Below are 21,866 nucleotides of genomic sequence, written 5' to 3'. Positions count from 1 at the left end.
AGAAAAATGTAAATATTGATTGGAGGATATGAATATGAGAACAGGGTTTTCGGAAGATTTCTTATGGGGCGGGGCAATTTCAGCATCCCAAGCGGACGGTGCCTATGACGTGGGCGGAAAACGTTTGGATACCCAAGACTTGCGTTATTTTGACAGCAACTGGACCAAAGAGGAGCGTGACCATCATCGTAACATCAACATGACTGGTGAGCGGTTCAAGCAAGCATTATTGGACAAAGATATGACCCATTACCCATTTCGCTGGGGAATTGATTTTTACAGCAACTATAAAGAGGATTTAAGATTGATGGAAGAATTAGGATTAAAAATCTTCCGGACATCCATTAACTGGGCTCGAATCTTTCCTAACGGTGATGATGCAGAGCCGAATGAGACAGGTATACAGTTTTACATTGATTTGTTTGATGAATGTCGCAAAAGAGGAATGAAAGTCTTTGCCACAATCCTGCATTACAATATTCCGGTTAACTTGGTTACGAAATACGGCGGCTGGAAAAACCGGCAAACCATCGAATTTTACTTGCGATATGCCAGAGTGCTGTTCGAAAGACTGGGAGATCGGGTGGATTATTGGCTGCCATTCAATGAGATCAATGCCGGCAAGTTTAACCCCTATAACGGTGTGTGCTTGATAAAAGATCAGGAAGAAGACTATGAAAATGCAATTTACCAATGTCTACATCACCAATTCATAGCGAATGCCCTAACCGTTAAGCTGGCGCACGAGATCCTCCCGGGCTCTAAGGTAGGCGGCATGATTGCCCGTTTCACGACTTATCCTGCGACCTGTAAGCCGGAAGACGTAATGCAGTCTATTTTAGATGAACAATATGCCAACTATTTTTATACGGATATTATGGCGCGAGGCAAGTATCCCGCTTATATGGAACGTTACTTTAATGACAACGACATCAATATCCATAAAGAAGCGGATGACGATAATATTTTGCGGGAATACACTGTTGATTTCCTGAGTTTTTCTTACTATATGTCCATGGTAGCGACAACCGATAAAAACTGGGATCGAACCGGCGGGAACCTAGTGACAGGAAACAAAAATCCGTATCTAAAAGCAAGTGATTGGGGCTGGCAAATTGACCCGATTGGTCTGAGGGTTTCTTTAAACCAAATGTACGATCGTTATCAACTGCCCATCTTCATTGCGGAAAATGGAATAGGTGCCCTTGATGAATTGAATGAAGGCGAAATTCATGATTCTTACCGAATTGACTATCTCAAGGAACATTTCAAACAAATGAAAGAGGCTATTATTGATGGAGTTGAATTAATCGGCTACACGATGTGGGGGATTATTGATATTGTTTCCTGTGGTACGATCGAAATGAGGAAGCGTTACGGTGTAATCTACGTTGACCGGGATGACCGTGGACAGGGTACGAATAAACGGTATAAAAAGGATTCATTTTATTGGTATCAGAATTGTATCAAAAGTAACGGTGAGCATTTAGAAGATTGAAGACAGTAATGGGATTAGAGGCAGACTTCTGCTAAGGAAAAGAGGAAACAACATGTTTGGATTTAAAAGAAAACAAGAACATACACTGGAGATTTTTTCCCCAATTCAAGGTACAACTCGTTCTTTGGATGAGGTAGAAGACGAAGCTTTTTCCAGCAGAGCGTTGGGCGACGGATTTGCAGTTGAACCTTCCGAAGGAAAAGTGACAGCGCCATTTTCGGGGAAGATTGCCCATATCATGGAGAAGAGCAAGCATGCACTCATTCTTGAGCACGATTCTGGTGTTCAAATTCTAATTCATGTCGGCATGAACACGGTATCTTTAAAAGGTGAAGGATTTACTGCTCATGTACAAACCGGAGATCGTGTCTTACAAGGTCAAGTGCTGCTTGAGTTTGATATTCCTTTAATCAAAAAGGCCGGTTATGACCTATTGAGTCCAGTTATTGTTCCAAACGGCCAAGAAATAATGAAAGAGGTACAGGTTTTAGGCAAGGGACCAGACTTGATGATTGAGGTTAAGTATTGAAACCCAAGAAAAACTCTCTACAAGGAATTATACTTTCTTAAGAAGTAATCCTAACATTTTTTAAGTATAAGAAACTTGTAGCCTATTAAACGGCTACAGGTTTCTTATCGTTTAGTGGTATTTCTAATGATCGTTCGGTTTTTCTACCTGTAATAAAAGTGATGGCCCATAGCCCAAAAAAGCTAATCACTAGTTTGATTTTTAATTCCATAAACATATTTATCTAACCTCCCCAACGAACAAATCATTGATGAATATATACCCGGTCGATTAGATTGAAAACATACATAACATGTAAGTTTAGAGAAAAGAAAAATGGAGCCTGCTATCCTTAAGATAGTAGGCTCCATAGTTATTATATTTCTTTGATATTGTCTGTATTGTTTTTGATCAAATGCTTTTTAATTAATTTACTGCGGTTTTAGTTTTAGTGTTACCCTGCTGATTTTTTAAAGCCTCGACAGGTTCATCACTTACTTCCGCACGTTTAATGAAGAAAACTAATATTAATGCAACAATGTTAATGCCAAGTGCGATATAGAATGAGTATTGAATTCCGGCTAGTAAAGCTTCTTGGGTTAATAAAGCTTTATTGGCTGCTGTCAAAGTTGTTGGATCAACACCAGTCATTAAATCTTCAGCTTTTGTTTTTGTCACCGAGTTCATAATCGTAATCAGAATAGCCGTACCAATCGAACCGGACACTTGCTGAGCTGTATTGTTGACAGCTGTACCATGTGGATTTAAGCGTGTTGGCAATTGATTCAGGCCGTTTGTCATAATAGGCATCATCACCATTGCCATACCAAACATACGCAGAGTGTACACAAGGATAATATAAGTGTGAGTCGAGTCGATTTGTAGGTTTGCCAACATGTACGTTGAGATCGCTGTAATCGTAAGTCCGATTACGCCAAGAACACGTGGGCCGTATTTATCAAATAGTCTACCTGTAATAGGTGACATAATCCCCATGATTATCGCACCAGGCAACATCATTAAACCTGAATCAAGTGGTGTAATACCTCTTACGTTTTGTACGTATGCCGGTGTTAAAATCATTCCGGAGAACATCGCCACTGCGTTTACAATCGCAATAACAGAGCCAAGGGCAAACATCGGATACTTGTAAACCCGTAAATCCAATAATGGCGTCTCCATTTTCAATTGACGGACAACGAAGGAGATCAGAGCAATAGCTCCAACGATTAAAGTGATTAAGACAACTTGATCTGTCCAGCCATCTGAACTTGCAGAACTAAACCCATATAACAAACCACCAAAACCGATGGAAGATAATATGATCGAGAAATAGTCCAGTGTTGCATTTTTGTTTTGCTGCATTATATTTTTGGATTTCCAAATCCCTAATAGTAAACTAATGACGGCTAACGGTAAAATCATTTCGAAAAGTAAGCGCCAGTCATAATATTCTACAATGAAACCTGATAATGTTGGCCCGATTGCAGGGGCTGTAATCATAACTAATCCGAAAATACCCATTGCTGTTCCGCGTTTTTCGCGTGGGAAACTTACCAGCATAATATTCATTAACAGTGGTCCCATTACTGAAGAGCCTGCTGCTTGAACCATTCTTCCTGTAAGCAATATACCAAAGTTTGGTGCAACGGCTGCTATGGCCGTACCTAAAGTGAAGATGGTCATGGAAGTAATAAACAAACTTCTATTGGAGAAACGTGTTAATAAAAATGCTGACGCCGGAATCAATATACCACTGACCAGCATATAGCCAGTAGAAAGCCACTGGATCGTGGAATAATCTTTAATGTTCAAATCCACCATGATGGATGGCAGCGCTACATTTAAGAGCGAGTTATTTAGAAATGAAACAAATGCACCAATAAAAAGAATCGCAATCATTAAATAGGGTGGTTTTTTTTCTTGTAAAGCTGAATCCATATATGTCTTTTCTCCTTTTTTACACTTCATTTAATCCCTTAGTCGTTTCAATATTTGTGTATAAACATCTATTTATTTAAATTTTTTTTAAATCCTTTTTTTAGCAGTTCCATCTGCTCACCATAATTTTTTAAAGCTTCATCATAGGTTAAATCTTTTACGAATATTTGAATAAGGTTATCAAAGGTTACAGCTATAATGATTTTTAAAATATGCTGCAATTCTCGGTCCCCTTGTATATTTAAAGTTTCCGTATTCATTAACCCAATGATAGGTAAAAGATGGCTATCCCGATTTTCTTCATAAATGTTCTTCGTAAATGTTTTTTCCGTTTTATAATTCATATTTAAAAAGGCATTTCTAAAAAAGTTTTTGTGTTCTTGATTGGTGTGATTCTGAATCATAAATTGAAATGAATCGATAAAAGCTTCGAATATATCTCCGTTGTTCTCCTTTAAAGCTGCGATAAATCGGTCACTATTTTTTTGTGAGGACTGGTTCAACAGGTAATAATACAGATCCTCTTTTTCCTCAAAGTATTGATAAAAACTTCCTCTAGAGATCCCCGCGTCTTTGATGATATTGGCAATAGATGCTTCGTGTAATGGAACTCGAGAAAATTCCCTTTTAGCACATTGAATTAAAGTGTCCTGTTTATCTTTCGATAAGTGAAAAAATGTTTTTTTGGGCAAATATGATCCTCCAATCCTAATAAGTGACACCGTGTCACAATTGCTGATTAATGAATTATATATGACACTTGTGTCACAAGTCAACAATAAAAATGACACCGTGTCATATGTGGAAAAGGCACCTCATGATGCATGGGCTCGGAATCCGACGTTTCGTATAAAAATTCAACCTTGGAACTGGAAACACCGCAATAATCGGCTATTCCCACATTGAGCAGGAGTATGAGTTAACGGCTACGAGTGGGGATTAAAGCCCGCATTTCCGTGACTAGCGTGGACGTCTACGATTCCTACTTTTTTAAAATTATAAAGGTATTTCAATAAAGTTGAAGAATACCCTATTAGAGATAGAATATTAATTTTAGAAGGGGAATGAAATGATTAAACGGCTTACTAAGAATATACCGATATGGTTTCTTTTTGTAGGGATAGTGGTATTTATTCTACTGTGTATTAATTTTATTGAAATGAATACTAGAATTAATATGCTTGCATTGGTAATTTTAAATATTGCTAATACAATTCGATTGTGGAAGAATGAACGTCAGTCAGCAATGATGTTTTTATTGCTGGGTGTTTTGTGTACGTTCTTTCTTATCAGGTCTTTAATTTTATATTGATTCCGAAGATCGGGAATTATTCATTCATGATATAAGGGCACTTAAAAAAGCCGATAAACACAACAGCTTCTGTGTGTTTATCGGCTTTTTGTAAAGGTCTTGGTATTACTGGATCTAATATGATTTGATGCGAAATTCTACAGAGTCTAAGTGGTAGTTAAACAGGGAATGAAAATATTTTGACATCCCAATTCAAATATCGTAATATTACGATATAACGATTCAGGAGGGGTATTTTTGAATACAGAAGCTTTTGATAGCACTAATTTAAAACAGTTTGATGAACCTGCTAATTTACTGAAAGCTCTATCTCATCCGATTCGTCTGTGCATTGTGCGCGGGTTGATGCGAAAAAAGAAATGTAATGTTTCATATATGCAGGAGTGTCTAGACCTTCCCCAATCAACAGTGTCCCAGCATTTGCAGAAGCTACGCAGTGCAGGTATTGTAACGACTGAGCGCAATGGCCTTGAAGTAAATTACGTGCTTGCCGACCAACGGATTGAACAGATGATACCTATTTTGTTTGGAGAGGAAGATTGTGAATCATGAGTAAAAAAGTACTGATTGTGGGCGGAGTAGCGGGTGGTGCATCAGCAGCTGCCCGTCTGCGCCGCCTGGATGAACATGCCGAAATTATCATATTTGAAAAAGGACCCTATATATCGTTTGCCAATTGCGGCTTACCTTATTATATTGGTGGCTCGATCGAGGATCGAGAGCGTTTGCTAGTACAAACTCCCAAAGGTATGGTCGATCGATTTAATATTGATGTGCGTACACGAAGTGAGGTCGTCGCTATTGATCCGCATACTCGTACAGTTCAGGTACAAAGCCAGGAGCGCGGTCAATATGAAGAAAGCTATGACGAATTGATTTTGTCACCAGGTGCCAAGCCAATTATTCCCGATCTGCCGGGTACGGATAATCCACTGATTTATACAGTGCGCAGCATTCCAGATATTGATCGCATCAAGAAGCAAATTAATTCATCTAACAACGCATCATCGATTGTTATAGGCGGGGGATTTATTGGTGTTGAAATGGCGGAAAATTTGAAGGAAGCCGGATTAGATGTAACGTTGGTAGAGGGTAATGGTCAGCTGCTCACACCATTTGATGCTGAGTTGGCAGCAGCATTGGCACAGGAAATGGAGCAAAATGGGGTGAAGCTGTTGTTTTCCCAGCGGGTTCAGAGCTTTCAGGCACTTGAGCAGGGAATTGGTGTTGAGCTTGCAGATGGTCGTGTTCTGACAGCTGACCTAATTATTCTTGCGATAGGAGTAACTCCAGATACAGCTTTTCTGAGAAATAGCGGAGTTTCCCTAGGAACACGTGGACATATTATGGTCAACGAAGCACTCGAAAGCAGTGTGCCACATATCTATGCTGTTGGCGATGCCATCGAAGTAACTGAAACCATTCATGGCACAAAGACAGCTATTCCGCTTGCTGGACCTGCCAACAAACAGGGACGAATTGTTGCAGATCAAATCGCCGGACTAAGTTCCATCTACAAAGGAACACAAGGAACGGCAATTATTAAAGTGTTTGGAATGACCGGAGCAACTACAGGTAGTAATGAGAAAACACTAAAACGTCTCGGCATCGATTATCGAACTGTAATTGTGCATCCTGCATCTCATGCATCGTATTATCCGGGTTCCAGCGCGATTACACTTAAACTGCTGTTTACTCCGGTAGGTAAAATTTTAGGTGCACAAGCAATTGGTTATGACGGTGTGGATAAACGGATTGATGACATAGCTGTAGCCATTCATTTTGGGGGTCACATCAGTGATTTATCAGAGCTTGAGTTGAGTTACGCGCCACCGTATTCCTCTGCGAAAGATCCAGTTAATATGGCTGGTTATGCAGCTGAAAATATTACGGCTGGACGTGTTGAAACGTTCACCTATGATCAGCTAACTGAACGCCAGCCGGAGCAGTCGATATTGCTGGATGTACGCAGTGAGCTGGAGCATCGCAATGGGAATATTCCGGACTCCATAAATATTTCAGTGGATGAGCTTCGTCAGCGATTAGATGAATTAGACTCAACCAAAGATATTTGGGTATACTGCCAGGTTGGTCTGCGTGGATATACAGCTTCGCAGATTTTGCGTCAGCATGGCTTTAATGTGAAAAATCTGAGTGGAGGTTATAAAACATACCGCCAAGCACAATTTCGGCCTGCTCCAATTTCTACCGGAAACCATGATAATAATGATGGACAGGGTCAGAACAACAATCCGAAACATGCTGTAAAGGAAGCAGAGCTCTCCAATCCAATCTTTACAGAGCCACAGCGTATTGATAATGAGTTGAACGTGTGCGGTTTAAGTTGTCCCGGTCCGCTGATACAACTCAAGCAGAAAATGGATCAACTATCGAATGGAGAGACTCTACGGGTGAAAGCTTCCGATCCAGGATTTTATGAAGATGTGAAAGCATGGGCAACGATGTCTGGTTCCTCACTTCTACACTTGGAACGATCCCAAAGCGGTACTATTGAAGCTGTAATTGCCAAAAATACTGCGCAGACCGCATCGTCAGCTATGGAAACTCCTAAAGAGGAGCCTGCGAGCACGCTGGTTGTCTTCAGTGGTGATCTAGATAAAGCGATTGCTTCTCTTATTATTGCAAATGGGGCAGCAGCAAGTGGACGTAAAGTAACCATGTTCTTCACTTTCTGGGGATTGAATATTATCCGTAAGCATCAGCCACAGCCTGTATCCAAAACAATGATTGGCCGCATGTTTGACATGATGTTACCGCGCGGCAGCCACAAGCTAGGCATGTCCAAAATGAATATGCTTGGAGTTGGCCCAAAGATTATTCGAGGCATTATGAAGAATAATAATGTTGCTTCTCTGGAAGAACTGATGCAGACCGCAACTGCGCAGGGAGTTGAGTTTGTCGCTTGCCAGATGTCCATGGATTTAATGGGGATTCAGCGTGAAGAATTAATGGATTCGGTTAACATCGGTGGAGTGGGCTACTATCTGGGGCAGGCAGCTCATGCAAATCATAATCTATTTATTTAAAATCGGTTTGTTAATAAAACCATTCAACTGTTTAGTGACATGTGTTATCTTAAAAAGCAAAAGCCCCTTCATTGCTGAAGGGGCTTAGATTCGTTTATTACAATGTCCGTTCGATGAAACGTAGTAGGGTATTTATGCGGACTCAGTCCCGCCAGTGTTTCCTTCACTTTTAGGTTCCATCAACATGATATGACATTCCTTTTCGGCGGAGGGTTTGATCTCAAGTCCCCTCGGGACAATAAACATCTCATCCTTGGAAATTCTCACCTGACCATCACGAAAATCAATGATCATCTCGCCTTCAATCACGAAAAATAACTTATCGGTTTCGGGATGAACATGCCATTCATAATCGCCAGCAATCTTAACAATTTTAAATTGATAGTCATTCATTTCACCAATTAATTGTGGTGACCAATTATCTTTTATTTTAGATAGTTCCTCGCTTAGTTTAATCGCTTGATGATGGATAGTAAGCCCTCCTTATTTTTCACTTTCGATACAATGCTGCATACGCAACTCAAGACATGATGATGTTTTTCTTGGTCTGCCATAAGTATACTGATTTAATTTTTGCTTTAAAATGGATGCCTGTTGAAGTTAGCATGGATTATTGATGAACTTAAGTCGATATTCAGTAGGAGAAAAGCCAAATTGTTTCTTGAACACTTTACTGAAATAAAAAGGGTCAGCAATTCCAACCGCTTGTGCAATTTGCTGTACTGGCACATCACTTGTAAATAGCATTTTTTGTGCCATGTTTATACGGTATTTTAATAGATATTCTGCCGGGCCCATCCCTGCATGTTTTTTGAATACGTAAGAAAGTCGATTTCGATTAACGTTATATTGTTCTGCGAGCGATGTTATGGTAAGGCCATGATAGTAGTATTCATGAATATAATTAGATACCCGTTCGAATAAAGTATGTGATTCACTACTCATTTGCCTATTCGACACACTTATTAAGGCTTCGTTCAGCACATCGCGAAACAGCATTTCAGTCTGAAATTTTGAAATGCCTCCACGCTGATTATACACATGCCAAAGCTGCATAATTAATTCGATAAGACGTGGGGATTGTCCCGTTGATAATTCAAAATGCTGATGGGAAAAGCTTGACTCTTCTAGTTCTGAGCTACATATACGGTATAAAACAAGGATATATTCCCAGTTGGAGTTATCAAACGTTTTTTCATCCAATTTCATTTTTGCACCACCATGCACCACTTTTCCTGGCGAAAGAATATAAGGTGTTCCATTAAATTGAAATTGTATCTTTCCTGTAAGGGGAAACACAAATCCAGGAAAAGAGTCGGTATAGTCAGCGTGATTCACTCCTGGATTTGTAGCATATCTATATATTCCCTCTACTTGAAAAGGAATGTGTGCAAAATGTTCTGCTAACTGATTCACATCTATTTTCACGTTGTGTACCTCATTTCGATAGTAACTCACTCCACATTATTGATAACAATTCTCATTGTCAACCTATTTAAACAATAGTTTCATCGATGTTGAAACTTTAGCTTATGCGAACTATAGCTAAATAAAATGAAGAAGGCAGACGATCAAACGTGATCGTCTGCCTTTTTTGGGTTCAACGTTCTAATTACATGAAATTCAAAAGTTTTGTCTTTAGGAAAAGACTTATCTTAATAATTTTCTCCGCGATAATAGCGCTCCAATTTGTGATCCAAATGAACGAGCTGCGCTTTTTTCTCCTCGATATCTTCCAGCAACTTTTGCCTTTGATCTTGAATCAGTTTGGTTCTTTCCGGCAGAGTCGAGGTTCCTTCATTTACTTTGTCATAATACGTTTTGATATCCTCCACACTCATCCCGGTTTCGCGAAGACATTTGATAAAAACCAGCCAGTTCAGATCATCTTCCGTGTAAAGACGGTTATTCTGCTCACTTCGCGCAGCAGGCTTCAACAGGCCCTTTCTTTCGTAAAAGCGTATCGCCCCGATAGCGATATCGACTTTCTTCGCTACTTCTCCAATCGTTAACATGTTAACCCTCTTTTTTATCAAAATTTATAGTTGACCTACACTAAGTGTAGCATAGTAACTTATGTATTGTTAATGAAATCAAATTAGAGAAAAGAGGATTCACATGAAGAAGACCGCTTTTGTAACTGGAGCAAATAAAGGAATCGGATTCGAAATCGTTAAGCAGTTAGGACAAGCCGGCTGGAAAGTCGTCCTTGGTGCACGCAGCGTTGAACGGGGCGAAGCGGCTGTTACCGAGTTAACTTCTGAGGGGTTAGACATAGAATTTGTGCAAATTGACATGAGTGACTTGGAAACTATCGAAAGGGCAGCCGATATGATTGCCAAGGATTATCCGTACTTAACACTTTTGATCAATAATGCGGGTATGCCGGGTGCTTTCGCCCGTTCTTTTACGGATACCAAAGAAGAGAATCTGAGGAGCGCTTTTGAAGTCAACTTTTTCGGAACCTTTCGTCTGAACCAGCGTTTGTTCCCGTTAATCAAAGATAACGAAGGCACAATCGTTAATGTATCGACCGACATGGCTTCTCTGGATCATATGCAAAATGCTGGATTTGCTTTAAACGCATTCGATTATAACTCATCCAAAACGGCCAACAATGCTATGACAGTTTCGATGGCTTATGAACTTAAAAGCAGCAGGGCTCAAGTATTTGCGGTAACGCCTGGATTCACATCAACAGACCTCAACGGAAATGCTGAAGGCGGTAAATCAAAAGAGGCAGCTGCTGCGATTATCGTGGGTTATGCGACAGATGGCAAACATCATAACGGCGAATTCTTGAATGAGCAAGGCGTGTACGCCTGGTAATCCCATCTGCAAAGCAATGGTATCCAAATGTATTTTGGTCAGAGTAACATTCAACAGCTAATCAAAGGGGTAAAATGGCGCGAGTTAATTTGGAAGGACAAGAACGAAGTGTTAAAACGCTTTGTCATTATATGTTGTGGTAAAGCTATATACTCGTTAAGTAACAGACATATTAAGCCGGGGCACCCGCTTAGTATGTCTGTTTTTCCGTAATCCTCCAGCTAATTCTTGTTATTTGCAAGCTAATGTTTTATATTGACATAAGAGTAGGTCAAAAATAAAAGAGGTGAGCGGACGAGATGACTCCACGCACAAAAGAACAAAACGAAGAGATCCGGCTGCGGCGCCTGGCGCAAATTCGTAAAGCCGCTGCCGATGTGTTTTTGAATAAAGGGTCTTTACTCGAAATCCGAGATGTGGCCAATGAGGCGGGACTCGGATATGGCACGGTATACCATTATTACAGTAATAAAGGCGATTTGCTCCACGATCTGCTGTGGGATGCGTTGGAGCGGGCCGTGGGAGCACCAGCAGCCCCACACGCTTCGAATTCGGGGGATGAGCCAGCGAATGGGCCCCTCGCCTTTGCTTCTGCGGCGAATACCGGAAACTTTGCTGTCGCGGATTCCCAAAGCGGAAACTACGAAACGACCGCTTCCGCAGAACTTGGCCCCGTCGCGGCAGCCAGCGTCCAGTTGCTGCAGCTTTGGGCGGAGGACCACGCCATATACCTGCTGTATAAGCTGGCTCTTGAGGGGTTTGCCTCGCTACCTGAAGCACGCTCGACCAAGCTCATGGCTGCTTTTCAAGATGAGGTGCTCTCGCCGTTTGCTGCGCTGGTGGACACCGGGCGTGCGGCGGACGAGGATGCTGCTTCCGGCGGAAACGCGGCGGAGCAGCCGTATCGGCTACAGCGCGCGGAAATGCTGATGGCTGCCTTGGTTGGGTGCGCCTCGCTTTCGCTGCGTCGCGAAAAGCTGCACGAGGAGGCAGGGGATATCGTCGGGTTTTTAAAATTATAGGATGCCTAAGGAGTGAATATACAAAAGATGATCATTATAAAATCACCTAGGGAAATTGAAGAAATGAAGCCGGCGAGCCAAATCGTTGCGGACTGTTACCGCGAGGTGACCAAACTAATCGAGCCTGGCATCACCACACTAGAAATCAATGATTTTGTTGCCAGGCACATCACCAAGCTGGGTGGCAAGCAGTTTACGAAAGGCTATAATGGTTTCCCCGCCGAAACCTGCATTTCGATCAACGATGTGGTGGCCCACGGCATTCCTTCGAAACGGGTAATCATGGATGGAGACTTGCTAAAACTCGACATCGTCGTGGAATACGGGGGATGGTTCGGCGATTCGTGTGTGAGCTATGCGGTAGGCAATATTCGGCCGGAAGTGCAAAAGTTAATGAAGGTGACAAAGGAATGCTTGGATCTGGGAATTGCTCGGGCTATACCCGGAGGCCGGCTCGGCGACATAACGTCGGCGATTCAAAAGCATGCGGAAGCGCATGGGTACTCGGTGGTACGTGATCTGTTGGCACACGGGATTGGGCGGAGCCTGCATGAGGAACCGACCTATGAGCATATCGGTGTAGCCGGCAAAGGCATTCGATTAAAAGAAGGCATGGTGTTTACGATTGAACCGATGATCAACGAAGGAACGTTCCGTATCACGATCGACGACGATCAGTGGACGGCGAGAACGGCCGACGGCAAGTTGTCGGCACAATATGAGCATACGATCGCAATCACCTCGGATGGACCGCTGATTTTAACGGCTCAGTAATAGTAAATTTACGAATCTAAGAAAACCGCATTGTTATGCGGTTTTTTTATTATGACTTGGGTATCATGTCCAGGATAGCGCAATTGTTAAGTGTTAATATCATTAGTAATATAGAAGAATACTAGCCATACTTAATACTTAAGTTACATGGGGATTTCTTACAAGGAGGCAACTTGCAATGCATTATGACGTAATTGTAATAGGAGCAGGTTCAATGGGGATGGCGGCGGGTTATTTTTTATCCAAGAGTGGGAAAAGTACACTATTAATAGATTCCTTTAACCCGCCCCATAACAAAGGCAGTCATCACGGAGAGACAAGAATCATTCGGCACGCGTATGGTGAAGGTGAAAATTATGTTCCGTTGGCACTCAAGGCTCAAGAATTATGGAATGACTTAGAGAAAGTGTCGGGAAAACAATTATTTCTCCCTACTGGGGTTATAAACGTGGGTTACGAGAAAACAGATTTTATCCAAAATATCATTTCAAGCTCAAAAACCTATTCATTACCACTTGAGATTTTAGATTCTAATGAAGTAAATAAGCGCTGGCCAGGCATCAATTTACCGAACAATTACATTGGTTGCTACGAACCAACCTCAGGAGTGTTGAAATGTGAGGAATGCATTGAAGCATATCGAGAACTCGCAGAGCAAAACGGAGCTACCATCATAACCAATAGTAAAGTAAAAGAAATTATGGTTCATGATAAAAGAGTTACCATCAAGACCGAAGATCATACTTTTAGTGCTAATGCGTTAGTAGTTTCAGCAGGGGCCTGGTCAGGAAGTCTCCTTTCCATGTTGGATCTAAATCTTCCTCTTAATCCTATAAGAAAAACATTTGCCTGGTTTGATACTAAAGATGATTTATATAATCATAAGGAGTTCCCAGCCTTTTCGTTTGAAACATCTCACGGACATTATTATGGTTTCCCAAGCATTGATGGTTCCGGATTAAAATTAGGCCGACATGATGGAGGAGATACAATCAATCCAGATGAAGCCATCCTGGAATTTGGTGAACTAGAGGAAGACACGACAGATTTAAAACAATTTTTGCAACACTATATGCCCTCAGCACAAGAATTGAAGTTCGGTAAAACGTGTATGTATACAATGACTCCTGATGAAGATTTTATTATCGATACACATCCTAACTATCCTAACGTTGCCATTGCATCAGGTTTCTCAGGACATGGCTTTAAATTTAGTAGTGTAGTTGGACAGATTTTAAGTGATTTGATTATATCAGGGAAAACGGAACATAACATTTCTCCATTTTCAATCAATCGATTTTAAGAATCCATTCAGGAGAAAATTTATGTGCTGCCACTTGTATGCAGTGCGAAAACAATCTAGCGATAAAAAGATAAAAAGACCAGTCTTCTTTTAATAGAAGTCTGGTCTTTTTTGCATTTACAGAATATTAACACGATGCAGATATGGACCTGATTTTTATCCCGTAACATAAGTATTAGATGTGGGAACGGTCCCACATTCAGCAAAACGTGCATAACGTAAGTCATGAAGATAACGGATTAATGAAAGGTGGTGCGCCGCAATGAAGCTGCTGGATTTACAAGGATACGCATCTCCGGAGGATTCCAAAACACATATCCGCATTCCTTTTGAGTTGGAAGAGTGCTACGTGAAGCTGAACCTGCGATTACAATATACGCCGAAGACGCTCGAGAATCGGGAGAATGCGCTACGGCTGCTCAAGGAAAGTTACGATCTATACATTTTGCCGGAACATCGGGAATACGCGATTGCCAATGCTGATCGGCATCTCCCTCTGAAAAATCTGATCACACTCTCGCTGGACGATGCTCGCGGATACCGAGGGGCGTGCCACCGCCAAGACGAGGTGCAGGATCTATACGTATCGGATCGAGAAGCTTCTCCCGGCCTTATGGCGGGCGAGCTGGTTCCGGGGCCCTGGAGCGTCACATTAAGCCTGCATTGCATCGTGACCGATACGTGCACTTATCGGCTGGAAGTCTGGACGACAGAGGAGGACTCGATATGAAGTGGTTCGCCTGTGAACTGCATACACATACGCTGCACAGCGATGGCAGTCAGACGCTGGGAGAACTGGCAGCGGGAGCAGCCAATCTGGGCTTCGACGCCATCGCGCTGACCGATCACAACACGATGTCCGGCTTGAGCGGCAAAGCGGAAATCGAGCAGAGGTACGGACTACGAATCATCCCCGGTATGGAGTGGACAACTTTTTACGGCCATATGGTGACGATAGGACTGAGCGCTTTTGCCGACTGGCGTCAAGCGAATCGGGATGGAATCGATGTGGGAATTGAGAACGTACATCGCCTCGGTGGAATCGCCGGGCTTGCTCATCCCTTCCGAATCGGCAGTCCTGCCTGTACCGGTTGCTTCTGGGAATACGAGATTGGGAACTGGTCCGCTGTCGATTATATCGAAGTCTGGTCCGGCACGTTCCCTTCCATTCAGACGAACAATCGGCGAGCTTTTGATCTGTGGACTCACAAGCTGAATGAAGGATATCGGATTGCAGCCACTTCAGGCAGGGACTGGCATGCGCAGGGCGAGACAGACGATCCGATCTCGGTTACTTACCTCGGGATTGAGGACGACGCAGTGGCGGGGAACGGAGGCTCGACAGCCCTTTCGCTCCATGAAGAAACGCTTATCCAAGCGCTGCGGGAAGGGCGCGCGTCGGTAACGATAGGTCCTCTGCTGACCTTGACGCTGGAAGCTGGAGATGCATTGTATGCAATCGGCTCTACCGTTCCAACGGTAGTCGAGAGACGGGAAGCTGCAGAGGATCCGGTCCGGGCGAACTTGACGCTGGACTTCTCGGTACGCACCGGACTCTGGTCGCTACAGAAGCAGGTCTGCAGATTGAAGCTATGTTCCAATCTGGGCGAGGAGCTTAATCTTGAAGTTCCGTCTTCATCGGACGAACAGATGATGCAATTTGAAGCCCAACTGAGGGATTCCACTCCAGATATCCCCCGCAGGTGGATTCGCGCTGAGCTGTGGGGAACCGTGCGAGGAGTCCATGTACTGATCGCCTTTACCAACGCGATCTATTTCGAAGAAGGAGGATACCCGCGATGAACAAATTCCCGCTGATCACAGCCCATACTGGCTGTATGGGCCATCCCGATCATTCTTTCGAGTCACTTCAGGCAGCCCTAACACTTGGCGTAGATATTTACGAAGACGATATCCGTTCGACTCGGGACCATGTGCCGGTGCTTGCCCACGATGACAATATCACTTTGGCAGATGGAAGCTGCGGCAGTCTTGCAGAAATGACACTGAAGGAGTTGAACACCGCTAGACTATCGCCTATTCCAACGCTTCAGGATGTGCTTGAGCAGATACGCGCAGCCGGTAAAGTGATGAACCTTGATATCAAAACAGACAGCGCTCTGGAGCCGGTCTCAGCTCTGGTGAATCGGATGGGTATGGCGGAGATGGTGTTTCTCAGTGGCTGCGATTACGGGTCAGCGGTTAAAGCTAGTCGTTACGCTCCAAGCATACGCAGGCTTCTTAATGTGAACAAGCAAAGCTTCGGCAGTCTGAGCTACGACGAGGCAGTGTTCCAGGCGTGTGCAGATGCTCGCGAAGCCGGCTGCTTTGGGATTAACGTGCCGTATCAGGTCGTTCAGCCAGAACTTATGGAAGCTGTGCAACGGAGGGGTCTGGCTATCTACGTCTGGACGGTTTCAGAGGCGGACGATATGCGGCGACTTGCACAGTTGGGCGTCGACTCGATAACAACCCGTGATCCGGCGAAGCTAATTGCCGTCCGGGAAGAGACGGATTTTGCAAAGGAGAATAGGGATTGGACAATAAGCTGAATCATAGTTTGCGGGAGCTGGCTCAACTGGCTGGTGTATCGAAATCGACTGCTTCTCGGGTTATCTCCGGAAACGGATATGCGAGTCCTGAAGTCCGGGATCGCGTTCTCAAGGCGGTCGAGCAGCTTCGCTACAAGCCGAGCGCCGTCGCCCGGGCGATGGTCGCCAAGCGCACGTACAACATCGGAGTCATCGTTTTCCGTGACAGGCTGCCGATCGTGTCCCACACGCTGTATGGCAGAATCATTGACGAGATACTGATGTCCGCTGAAGAGATGGGCTACTCGATTTTCCTGAAGACCGATAGGGAAATGTCGCTGCGCTCCACCGATTATATGCTGGAACAGCGGGTGGATGGACTCATCCTGGTCAGCCGGCTGCAGAAGAACGTCATCGATTACGTCAAGAACTTCAATATCCCTTATCTGATGGTCAACGGATCGACGGAAGATCCGGACGTCGTGCATCTCGTGAGCAACGATGAAGCCGGTGGAGAACGGGCGGCACAGCATTTATATGACTGCGGACACCGCAAATTCTTTATCATCGCTGGACCGGGCGAGCATCGGAGCCACTCGCTGCGATTGGAGGGCTTCCGAAAACGGCTGGAGTCCCTCGGCGTTAGTTCTGAACAGGACGGATTTACCGTTGTCGAGTCATCGGAATCGAGCTTCGACTCCGGTCGGAAGTTGATGGAGGAGCATTATGTGGCATTCCGGGATGGACGATACAGCGCTCTGTTCAGTACAAATGACATGCTTGCACTGGGTGCGATGAAGGTGCTTCTGGAGCGCGGAGTCCGCGTTCCGGAGGAAGTATCCGTTATGGGCTACGACAATACCGAAGTGGCCGGAATGTACCACCCCTCACTGACTACCGTCAGCGTGGATGCATCTGGTATTGGCCGAGACGCGGTATCGATTCTGGATCGCCTGATTAGCGGCGAGGGGAGCGTGCCGCGCCTGATTGAATACGAAAGCGAAGTGATTGTTCGTCAATCGACAAATGGAGGGGAGGACGGAACATGTCTTGGTACTGGAAACACGTAGGTCCGAGAAGAATAATCGAATTTGTGTTGCTGACCGTGTTCGCCATTTTTTTCGCAGGTCCGCTGGTCAACCTGCTAGTGCTTGCCTTTAGTGAAAAGTGGGATTATCCGGATATTCTGCCCCAGGTATGGGGCTTCAAATGGTGGGAGTTCGTACTGGCGAAGGACGATATTGTCTCGTCGATCTCACTGTCGTTCCTTATTGCTACTCTGGTGACCCTGCTGTCCATCGTCGTCTGCATCCCAGCAGCGTATGCCTTCGCAAGACTCCAGTTTCCGCTGAAGCGGATGTTCCTGTTCTCGTTCCTGCTGACGCATGCTTTTCCGAAAATGGGGTTGTATGTTTCCATCGCGGTTCTTTTCTACCGGATTGGACTCATGAACACGCTGCTCGGCGTTGTGCTTATCCATATGATTAATGTGTTGATGTTCATGACCTGGATTCCGACCTCCGCCTTTCGCAACGTGCACCGGGCGCAGGAAGAATCGGCGCGGGACGTTGGGGCAAGCCCGTTCAAAGTGTTCCGCAGCATCACCCTGCCAATGGCGATGCCCGGCATCATGGTCGCTTCGATCTTCACGTTCCTCAATTCGCTCGACGAAGCGCAGGGCACGTTCCTGGTTGGTATTCCCGATTACAAAACAATGCCAATCGTCATGTACTCCATTATTTCCGACTTTCCGAGCAGCGCCGGAGCCGTATTTTCGATCATCCTGACGCTGCCGACCATTATTCTGCTAGTGGCAGCCCAGCGGCTGGTGAGTGCGGACGTGCTGGCGAGTGGTTTTCAAATGAAATAAAAATATTTCGGTCAATATACCGAAGCAAGGGGAGGCAGAAGTATGCAGTTGTCTGTACGAGAGTTAGCCAAACGCTACAAAACGGGTGACGGGGTCAGCGGCATCAACATCGATATTGAAAAAGGCGAGCTGGTCACCCTTCTTGGTCCCTCCGGATGCGGGAAAACTACCGTATTACGGAGCATCGGCGGGTTTCTCGAACCGGACTCCGGTGACATCCTGATCGAGGGCAAAAGTGTCATTCAACTGCCACCGGAGAAACGGCCGACCTCGATGGTGTTCCAGAGCTATAACTTATGGTCGCATATGTCGGTATACGACAATCTGGCCTTCGGTCTGAAGATCCGCAAAATGCCAAAGGAAGAGATCCGCACAGCGGTTGAAGATGCGCTCAAGCTGGTCCGACTATCGGGCTACGGGAAGAAATATCCAGCAGAGCTTTCGGGTGGACAGCAGCAGCGGGTTGCGCTGGCTAGGTCTCTGCTACTGAATCCGGCGGTACTGCTGTTGGACGAGCCTTTCTCGGCGCTTGACGCCAAGCTGCGGCACGAAATGCGTGAGGAGCTGCGTGAGATCCAAATGAAGACCGGGCTGACAATGGTCTTTGTCACGCATGATCAGGAAGAAGCACTGTCGTTGTCCGACCGCATTATCGTCATGAATCACGGGCGCATCGAGCAAATTGCTCATCCGCAGCAGATTTACGATGAGCCCGCTTCATTATACGTCGCCGGTTTTATCGGCAAAATGAATTTCCTTAAGGGGGTGGCGGAAGGGGAGAGCATCCGGATTGCACATCTTCGCCTGCCGAACGAGAAGGGGTTAAGTGGACAGGTGACAGCTGCGGTCCGACCAGAAGACGTACAGGTGAGCAGTACTATGATGGGTGAAGGTACTTTGGCGGGCAAGGTCAAGCAGGTCATGATTCTTGGCCATTACGCCGAAGTTACCGTGGAACTGGTGGAATTCGGCATTATACGTGCTTTTCTGAACAAGGAATTCGTTGAGCAGCTGCAGGTAGGAAAAGACGTCGGCGTCTCGATCTCGAAAATGACCGGATTCCCGGTCGATGAATCGAACTGAGGAGGATGAATGATATGCGTATGAAAAAGCCATTTTTATCATTGTTGACTGTTGTGGGATTATCAGTGTCATTGCTGGCCGGGTGTGGAAACGGAAGCGAGATTAAAAGTACAACCACCACCGGGGGGAACGCTGCTGCATCGAGCGATCAGGTGAAATTTAACTTCTACTTTACAGGCTCTCAGAACGTCAAGGATCTGTGGGATTCGCTGGAGCCAATGTTTGAGAAACAGCATCCGGATATCGACGTGAATCTGGTCTATATCCCGTCCGGTACTGGTGCTGAGCCGACCTACGACCGGATCGTGGCCGCCAAGAAAGCGGGTAAGGGCTCAGGAGACATTGACCTCTACGAGGACGGAATCACCTCCGTTGCTCAGGGCACAAAGGATGGTATTTGGGAGCAACTGAACGAGAAGGACATTCCTAACCTGAGCAAAGTCAACACAGACACGATGAATGATGTGGACAACTTCGCTGTTCCGTATCGTTCGTCCGCCGTGGTTCTAGCCTATGACAGCAGCAAAATCTCCAATCCACCAACTACGCTGGACGAGCTGTTGCAGTGGATCAAAGCCAATCCCGAGCAGTTCGCCTACAATGACCCGTCAACGGGTGGTTCCGGCAGCTCGTTCGTGCAGACGATTGTCTACAAGGACCTGCCGGAAGAGGACATCCACAACTCCGATCCGGCGATCATGGAGAAGTGGGATGGCGGTTTTGACACGCTCAAAGAAATCGGACCGTATGTCTATGGGCAGGGCATCTATCCGAAGAAAAACCAGGGCACGCTGGATCTGTTGATGAATGGCGAAGTGTCCTTAATTCCGGCCTGGTCCGACATGGTGTTGCAGCAGATGAACGAAGGTTTGTTGCCGGATACAATTAAGATGCAGCAGATCACGCCAGGCTTCAACGGCGGACCAACGTACCTGATGGTCAACCAGGAGTCGGACAAGAAGCAAGCGATCAATGAATTCCTGAACTTTGTTCTGTCCCCTGAAGCGCAGGAAGTGATCGTTGACAAAATGAATGGCTTCCCGGGCATTGAGCTCTCCAATATGTCACAGGAAATGCAGAATAAGTTCGACGGTGTGGCCGAAGGCTTCCGCACGTTCAACATCGGGGATCTGGGCACGGAAATTAACAAACGCTGGCAGAGCGACGTTGCCGCGAAATGAGTAAGGAAGCCAGACAGTCGATCACAGGCCTGGCGATGGTGCTCCCCTCCTTCGCCATCCTGTTGATCGTTGTCATTATCCCGATTGTTCAATCCTTCATCATGAGCCTGAGCAACGGCTCGGGTGGATACGATCTGAGTCGCTATACCTATCTGTTCACAGATAAGGGGATGCGCAGCAATATCGTATTTACACTTCGGGTCACTGCCATTACGTGTGTTGCCGTAATCTTGATCAGCTACACCCTGGCGATCTATATGCGCTTCAACCAGGGGCCGATCGTCAATCTGATTCGTAAAACGTACATGATTCCGCTGTTTATCCCTGGTGTTATTGCAACTTACGGTCTGATCAATTTGCTTGGCAATCATGGCTGGCTCGCCCGTATGCTTGAGGTGGTCGGGATTACGCTGCCACGCATCATCTTTGACGAGAAAGGAATCATCATCGCCAACCTGTGGTTCAACATTCCATTTACGACGATGCTGCTCAGTTCCGCGCTGTCGGGCATTCCTTCATCGATCATTGAGAGTGCAAAGGACGTGGGTGTAGGCAGACTGACGCTATTTACCCGGTTTATTTTCCCGCTGTCGTACAAGACATTTCTTGTTGCCCTGACCTTTGTCTTCATGGGGGTCATCGGCTCGTTCACTGCACCCTATCTGATCGGAGCCAACTCTCCGCAGATGCTTGGTGTCTCCATGCAGCAGGTATTCAGCGTTTTCCAGGAGCGTGAACAAGCCGCAGCGATTGCTTTCTTCTCATTCCTGCTCTGCTCGGTGCTGGGTGCTTTCTACATCCGGTCGATGGCGGAAGAGGAGAAGGCGAAGATTTAGATTGGTTGCGCTCAATGATCTTGCATTTATATTTCCAGTCGTATCACTTAAATTGATGAATTGACCTATAGCGAATACCGCACAGATGTCCCATTCGCACAGGCAAGCAGTCCACTTATCGCGTAAACTGA

22 protein-coding genes are annotated in these 21,866 nt (G+C 45.2%); 16 read left to right on the top strand and 6 right to left on the bottom strand.

Going from position 1 to position 21,866, the window contains the following annotated elements; genetic code table 11:
* The first annotated feature begins 28 nt into the window (after window positions 1-28).
* Both AC4PM4_RS05885 and AC4PM4_RS05880 read left to right on the top strand, forming a co-directional pair.
* Complete coding sequence (locus AC4PM4_RS05885) at window positions 29-1,498, top strand: glycoside hydrolase family 1 protein (protein ID WP_491613091.1); 1,470 nt, start codon at window positions 29-31, stop codon at window positions 1,496-1,498.
* Window positions 1,499-1,550: 52 nt separating this feature from the next.
* A complete protein-coding gene (locus AC4PM4_RS05880; protein ID WP_491613002.1) occupies window positions 1,551-2,027 on the top strand; it encodes a PTS sugar transporter subunit IIA in 477 nt (158 codons plus the stop codon).
* 85 nt (window positions 2,028-2,112) lie between these two features.
* On the opposite strand, the gene AC4PM4_RS05875 is transcribed toward AC4PM4_RS05880, so the two are convergent.
* The 3 genes from AC4PM4_RS05875 to AC4PM4_RS05865 form a co-directional block, all read right to left on the bottom strand.
* The gene (locus tag AC4PM4_RS05875; protein ID WP_491613001.1) at window positions 2,113-2,244 is read right to left on the bottom strand and encodes a hypothetical protein; all 132 of its coding nucleotides are present in this window, start codon (window positions 2,242-2,244) and stop codon (window positions 2,113-2,115) included.
* Between the two features lie 188 nt (window positions 2,245-2,432).
* Window positions 2,433-3,947 carry a DHA2 family efflux MFS transporter permease subunit gene (locus tag AC4PM4_RS05870; RefSeq protein ID WP_063562635.1) on the bottom strand — a complete coding sequence of 505 codons (1,515 nt, stop codon included), beginning with the start codon at window positions 3,945-3,947 and terminating at the stop codon, window positions 2,433-2,435.
* A gap of 68 nt (window positions 3,948-4,015) precedes the next feature.
* The gene (locus AC4PM4_RS05865) at window positions 4,016-4,639 is read right to left on the bottom strand and encodes a TetR/AcrR family transcriptional regulator (protein WP_491612999.1); all 624 of its coding nucleotides are present in this window, start codon (window positions 4,637-4,639) and stop codon (window positions 4,016-4,018) included.
* Window positions 4,640-5,496: 857 nt separating this feature from the next.
* On the opposite strand from AC4PM4_RS05865, the gene AC4PM4_RS05860 reads away from it, so the two are divergent.
* Window positions 5,497-5,811: an ArsR/SmtB family transcription factor gene (locus AC4PM4_RS05860; RefSeq protein WP_064637503.1), complete on the top strand. Its 315-nt coding sequence runs from the start codon at window positions 5,497-5,499 to the stop codon at window positions 5,809-5,811.
* A complete protein-coding gene (locus tag AC4PM4_RS05855) occupies window positions 5,808-8,306 on the top strand; it encodes an FAD-dependent oxidoreductase (protein WP_491612997.1) in 2,499 nt (832 codons plus the stop codon). The genes AC4PM4_RS05860 and AC4PM4_RS05855 overlap by 4 nt, the downstream gene beginning before the upstream one ends.
* 132 nt (window positions 8,307-8,438) lie before the next feature.
* Here AC4PM4_RS05855 and AC4PM4_RS05850 read toward each other — a convergent pair whose 3' ends face one another.
* The 3 genes from AC4PM4_RS05850 to AC4PM4_RS05840 form a co-directional block, all read right to left on the bottom strand.
* The gene (locus AC4PM4_RS05850) at window positions 8,439-8,777 is read right to left on the bottom strand and encodes a cupin domain-containing protein (RefSeq protein WP_079693797.1); all 339 of its coding nucleotides are present in this window, start codon (window positions 8,775-8,777) and stop codon (window positions 8,439-8,441) included.
* 129 nt (window positions 8,778-8,906) lie between these two features.
* Entirely contained in the window at window positions 8,907-9,734 is an 828-nt protein-coding gene (locus AC4PM4_RS05845) for a helix-turn-helix transcriptional regulator (protein ID WP_491612996.1), read from the bottom strand.
* Between the two features lie 227 nt (window positions 9,735-9,961).
* Window positions 9,962-10,321 (bottom strand): MerR family transcriptional regulator, encoded by a 360-nt coding sequence (locus AC4PM4_RS05840; protein ID WP_063562626.1) that lies wholly within the window; start codon window positions 10,319-10,321, stop codon window positions 9,962-9,964.
* Between the two features lie 103 nt (window positions 10,322-10,424).
* On the opposite strand from AC4PM4_RS05840, the gene AC4PM4_RS05835 reads away from it, so the two are divergent.
* The 12 genes from AC4PM4_RS05835 (at window position 10,425) to AC4PM4_RS05780 (ending at window position 21,735) form a co-directional block, all read left to right on the top strand.
* Window positions 10,425-11,135 (top strand): SDR family NAD(P)-dependent oxidoreductase, encoded by a 711-nt coding sequence (locus AC4PM4_RS05835; RefSeq protein WP_072733155.1) that lies wholly within the window; start codon window positions 10,425-10,427, stop codon window positions 11,133-11,135.
* A 299-nt stretch (window positions 11,136-11,434) separates the two neighbouring features.
* Window positions 11,435-12,157, top strand: coding sequence for a TetR/AcrR family transcriptional regulator (locus AC4PM4_RS05830; RefSeq protein ID WP_491612993.1), 723 nt, complete (start codon window positions 11,435-11,437; stop codon window positions 12,155-12,157).
* A gap of 27 nt (window positions 12,158-12,184) precedes the next feature.
* Window positions 12,185-12,931: a type I methionyl aminopeptidase gene (gene map / locus AC4PM4_RS05825; protein ID WP_064637514.1), complete on the top strand. Its 747-nt coding sequence runs from the start codon at window positions 12,185-12,187 to the stop codon at window positions 12,929-12,931.
* A gap of 178 nt (window positions 12,932-13,109) precedes the next feature.
* Entirely contained in the window at window positions 13,110-14,234 is a 1,125-nt protein-coding gene (gene solA, locus AC4PM4_RS05820; RefSeq protein WP_079693793.1) for an N-methyl-L-tryptophan oxidase, read from the top strand.
* Between the two features lie 262 nt (window positions 14,235-14,496).
* Window positions 14,497-14,964, top strand: coding sequence for a hypothetical protein (locus tag AC4PM4_RS05815; protein ID WP_491612991.1), 468 nt, complete (start codon window positions 14,497-14,499; stop codon window positions 14,962-14,964).
* Window positions 14,961-16,037 (top strand): CehA/McbA family metallohydrolase, encoded by a 1,077-nt coding sequence (locus tag AC4PM4_RS05810; protein WP_491612990.1) that lies wholly within the window; start codon window positions 14,961-14,963, stop codon window positions 16,035-16,037. Before AC4PM4_RS05815 ends, AC4PM4_RS05810 begins: the two co-directional genes overlap by 4 nt.
* A complete protein-coding gene (locus AC4PM4_RS05805; protein WP_491612988.1) occupies window positions 16,034-16,786 on the top strand; it encodes a glycerophosphodiester phosphodiesterase in 753 nt (250 codons plus the stop codon). The genes AC4PM4_RS05810 and AC4PM4_RS05805 overlap by 4 nt, the downstream gene beginning before the upstream one ends.
* Window positions 16,771-17,835: a LacI family DNA-binding transcriptional regulator gene (locus AC4PM4_RS05800; RefSeq protein WP_090950840.1), complete on the top strand. Its 1,065-nt coding sequence runs from the start codon at window positions 16,771-16,773 to the stop codon at window positions 17,833-17,835. Before AC4PM4_RS05805 ends, AC4PM4_RS05800 begins: the two co-directional genes overlap by 16 nt.
* Window positions 17,811-18,635, top strand: coding sequence for an ABC transporter permease (locus AC4PM4_RS05795; protein ID WP_491612986.1), 825 nt, complete (start codon window positions 17,811-17,813; stop codon window positions 18,633-18,635). Before AC4PM4_RS05800 ends, AC4PM4_RS05795 begins: the two co-directional genes overlap by 25 nt.
* A 42-nt stretch (window positions 18,636-18,677) precedes the next feature.
* Window positions 18,678-19,718 carry an ABC transporter ATP-binding protein gene (locus AC4PM4_RS05790; protein ID WP_491612984.1) on the top strand — a complete coding sequence of 347 codons (1,041 nt, stop codon included), beginning with the start codon at window positions 18,678-18,680 and terminating at the stop codon, window positions 19,716-19,718.
* A 14-nt stretch (window positions 19,719-19,732) separates the two neighbouring features.
* Window positions 19,733-20,899, top strand: a complete 1,167-nt coding sequence (locus AC4PM4_RS05785) for an extracellular solute-binding protein (RefSeq protein ID WP_491612982.1) — start codon at window positions 19,733-19,735, stop codon at window positions 20,897-20,899.
* Window positions 20,896-21,735 carry an ABC transporter permease gene (locus AC4PM4_RS05780; RefSeq protein ID WP_063568308.1) on the top strand — a complete coding sequence of 280 codons (840 nt, stop codon included), beginning with the start codon at window positions 20,896-20,898 and terminating at the stop codon, window positions 21,733-21,735. Before AC4PM4_RS05785 ends, AC4PM4_RS05780 begins: the two co-directional genes overlap by 4 nt.
* Window positions 21,736-21,866: the final 131 nt, after the last annotated feature.

Source organism: Paenibacillus sp. MDV22-iso6 (genome assembly GCF_058408365.1).
The sequence above is the reverse complement of the archived record's forward strand: the minus strand, read 5'-3'. Positions and strand labels throughout refer to the sequence as shown.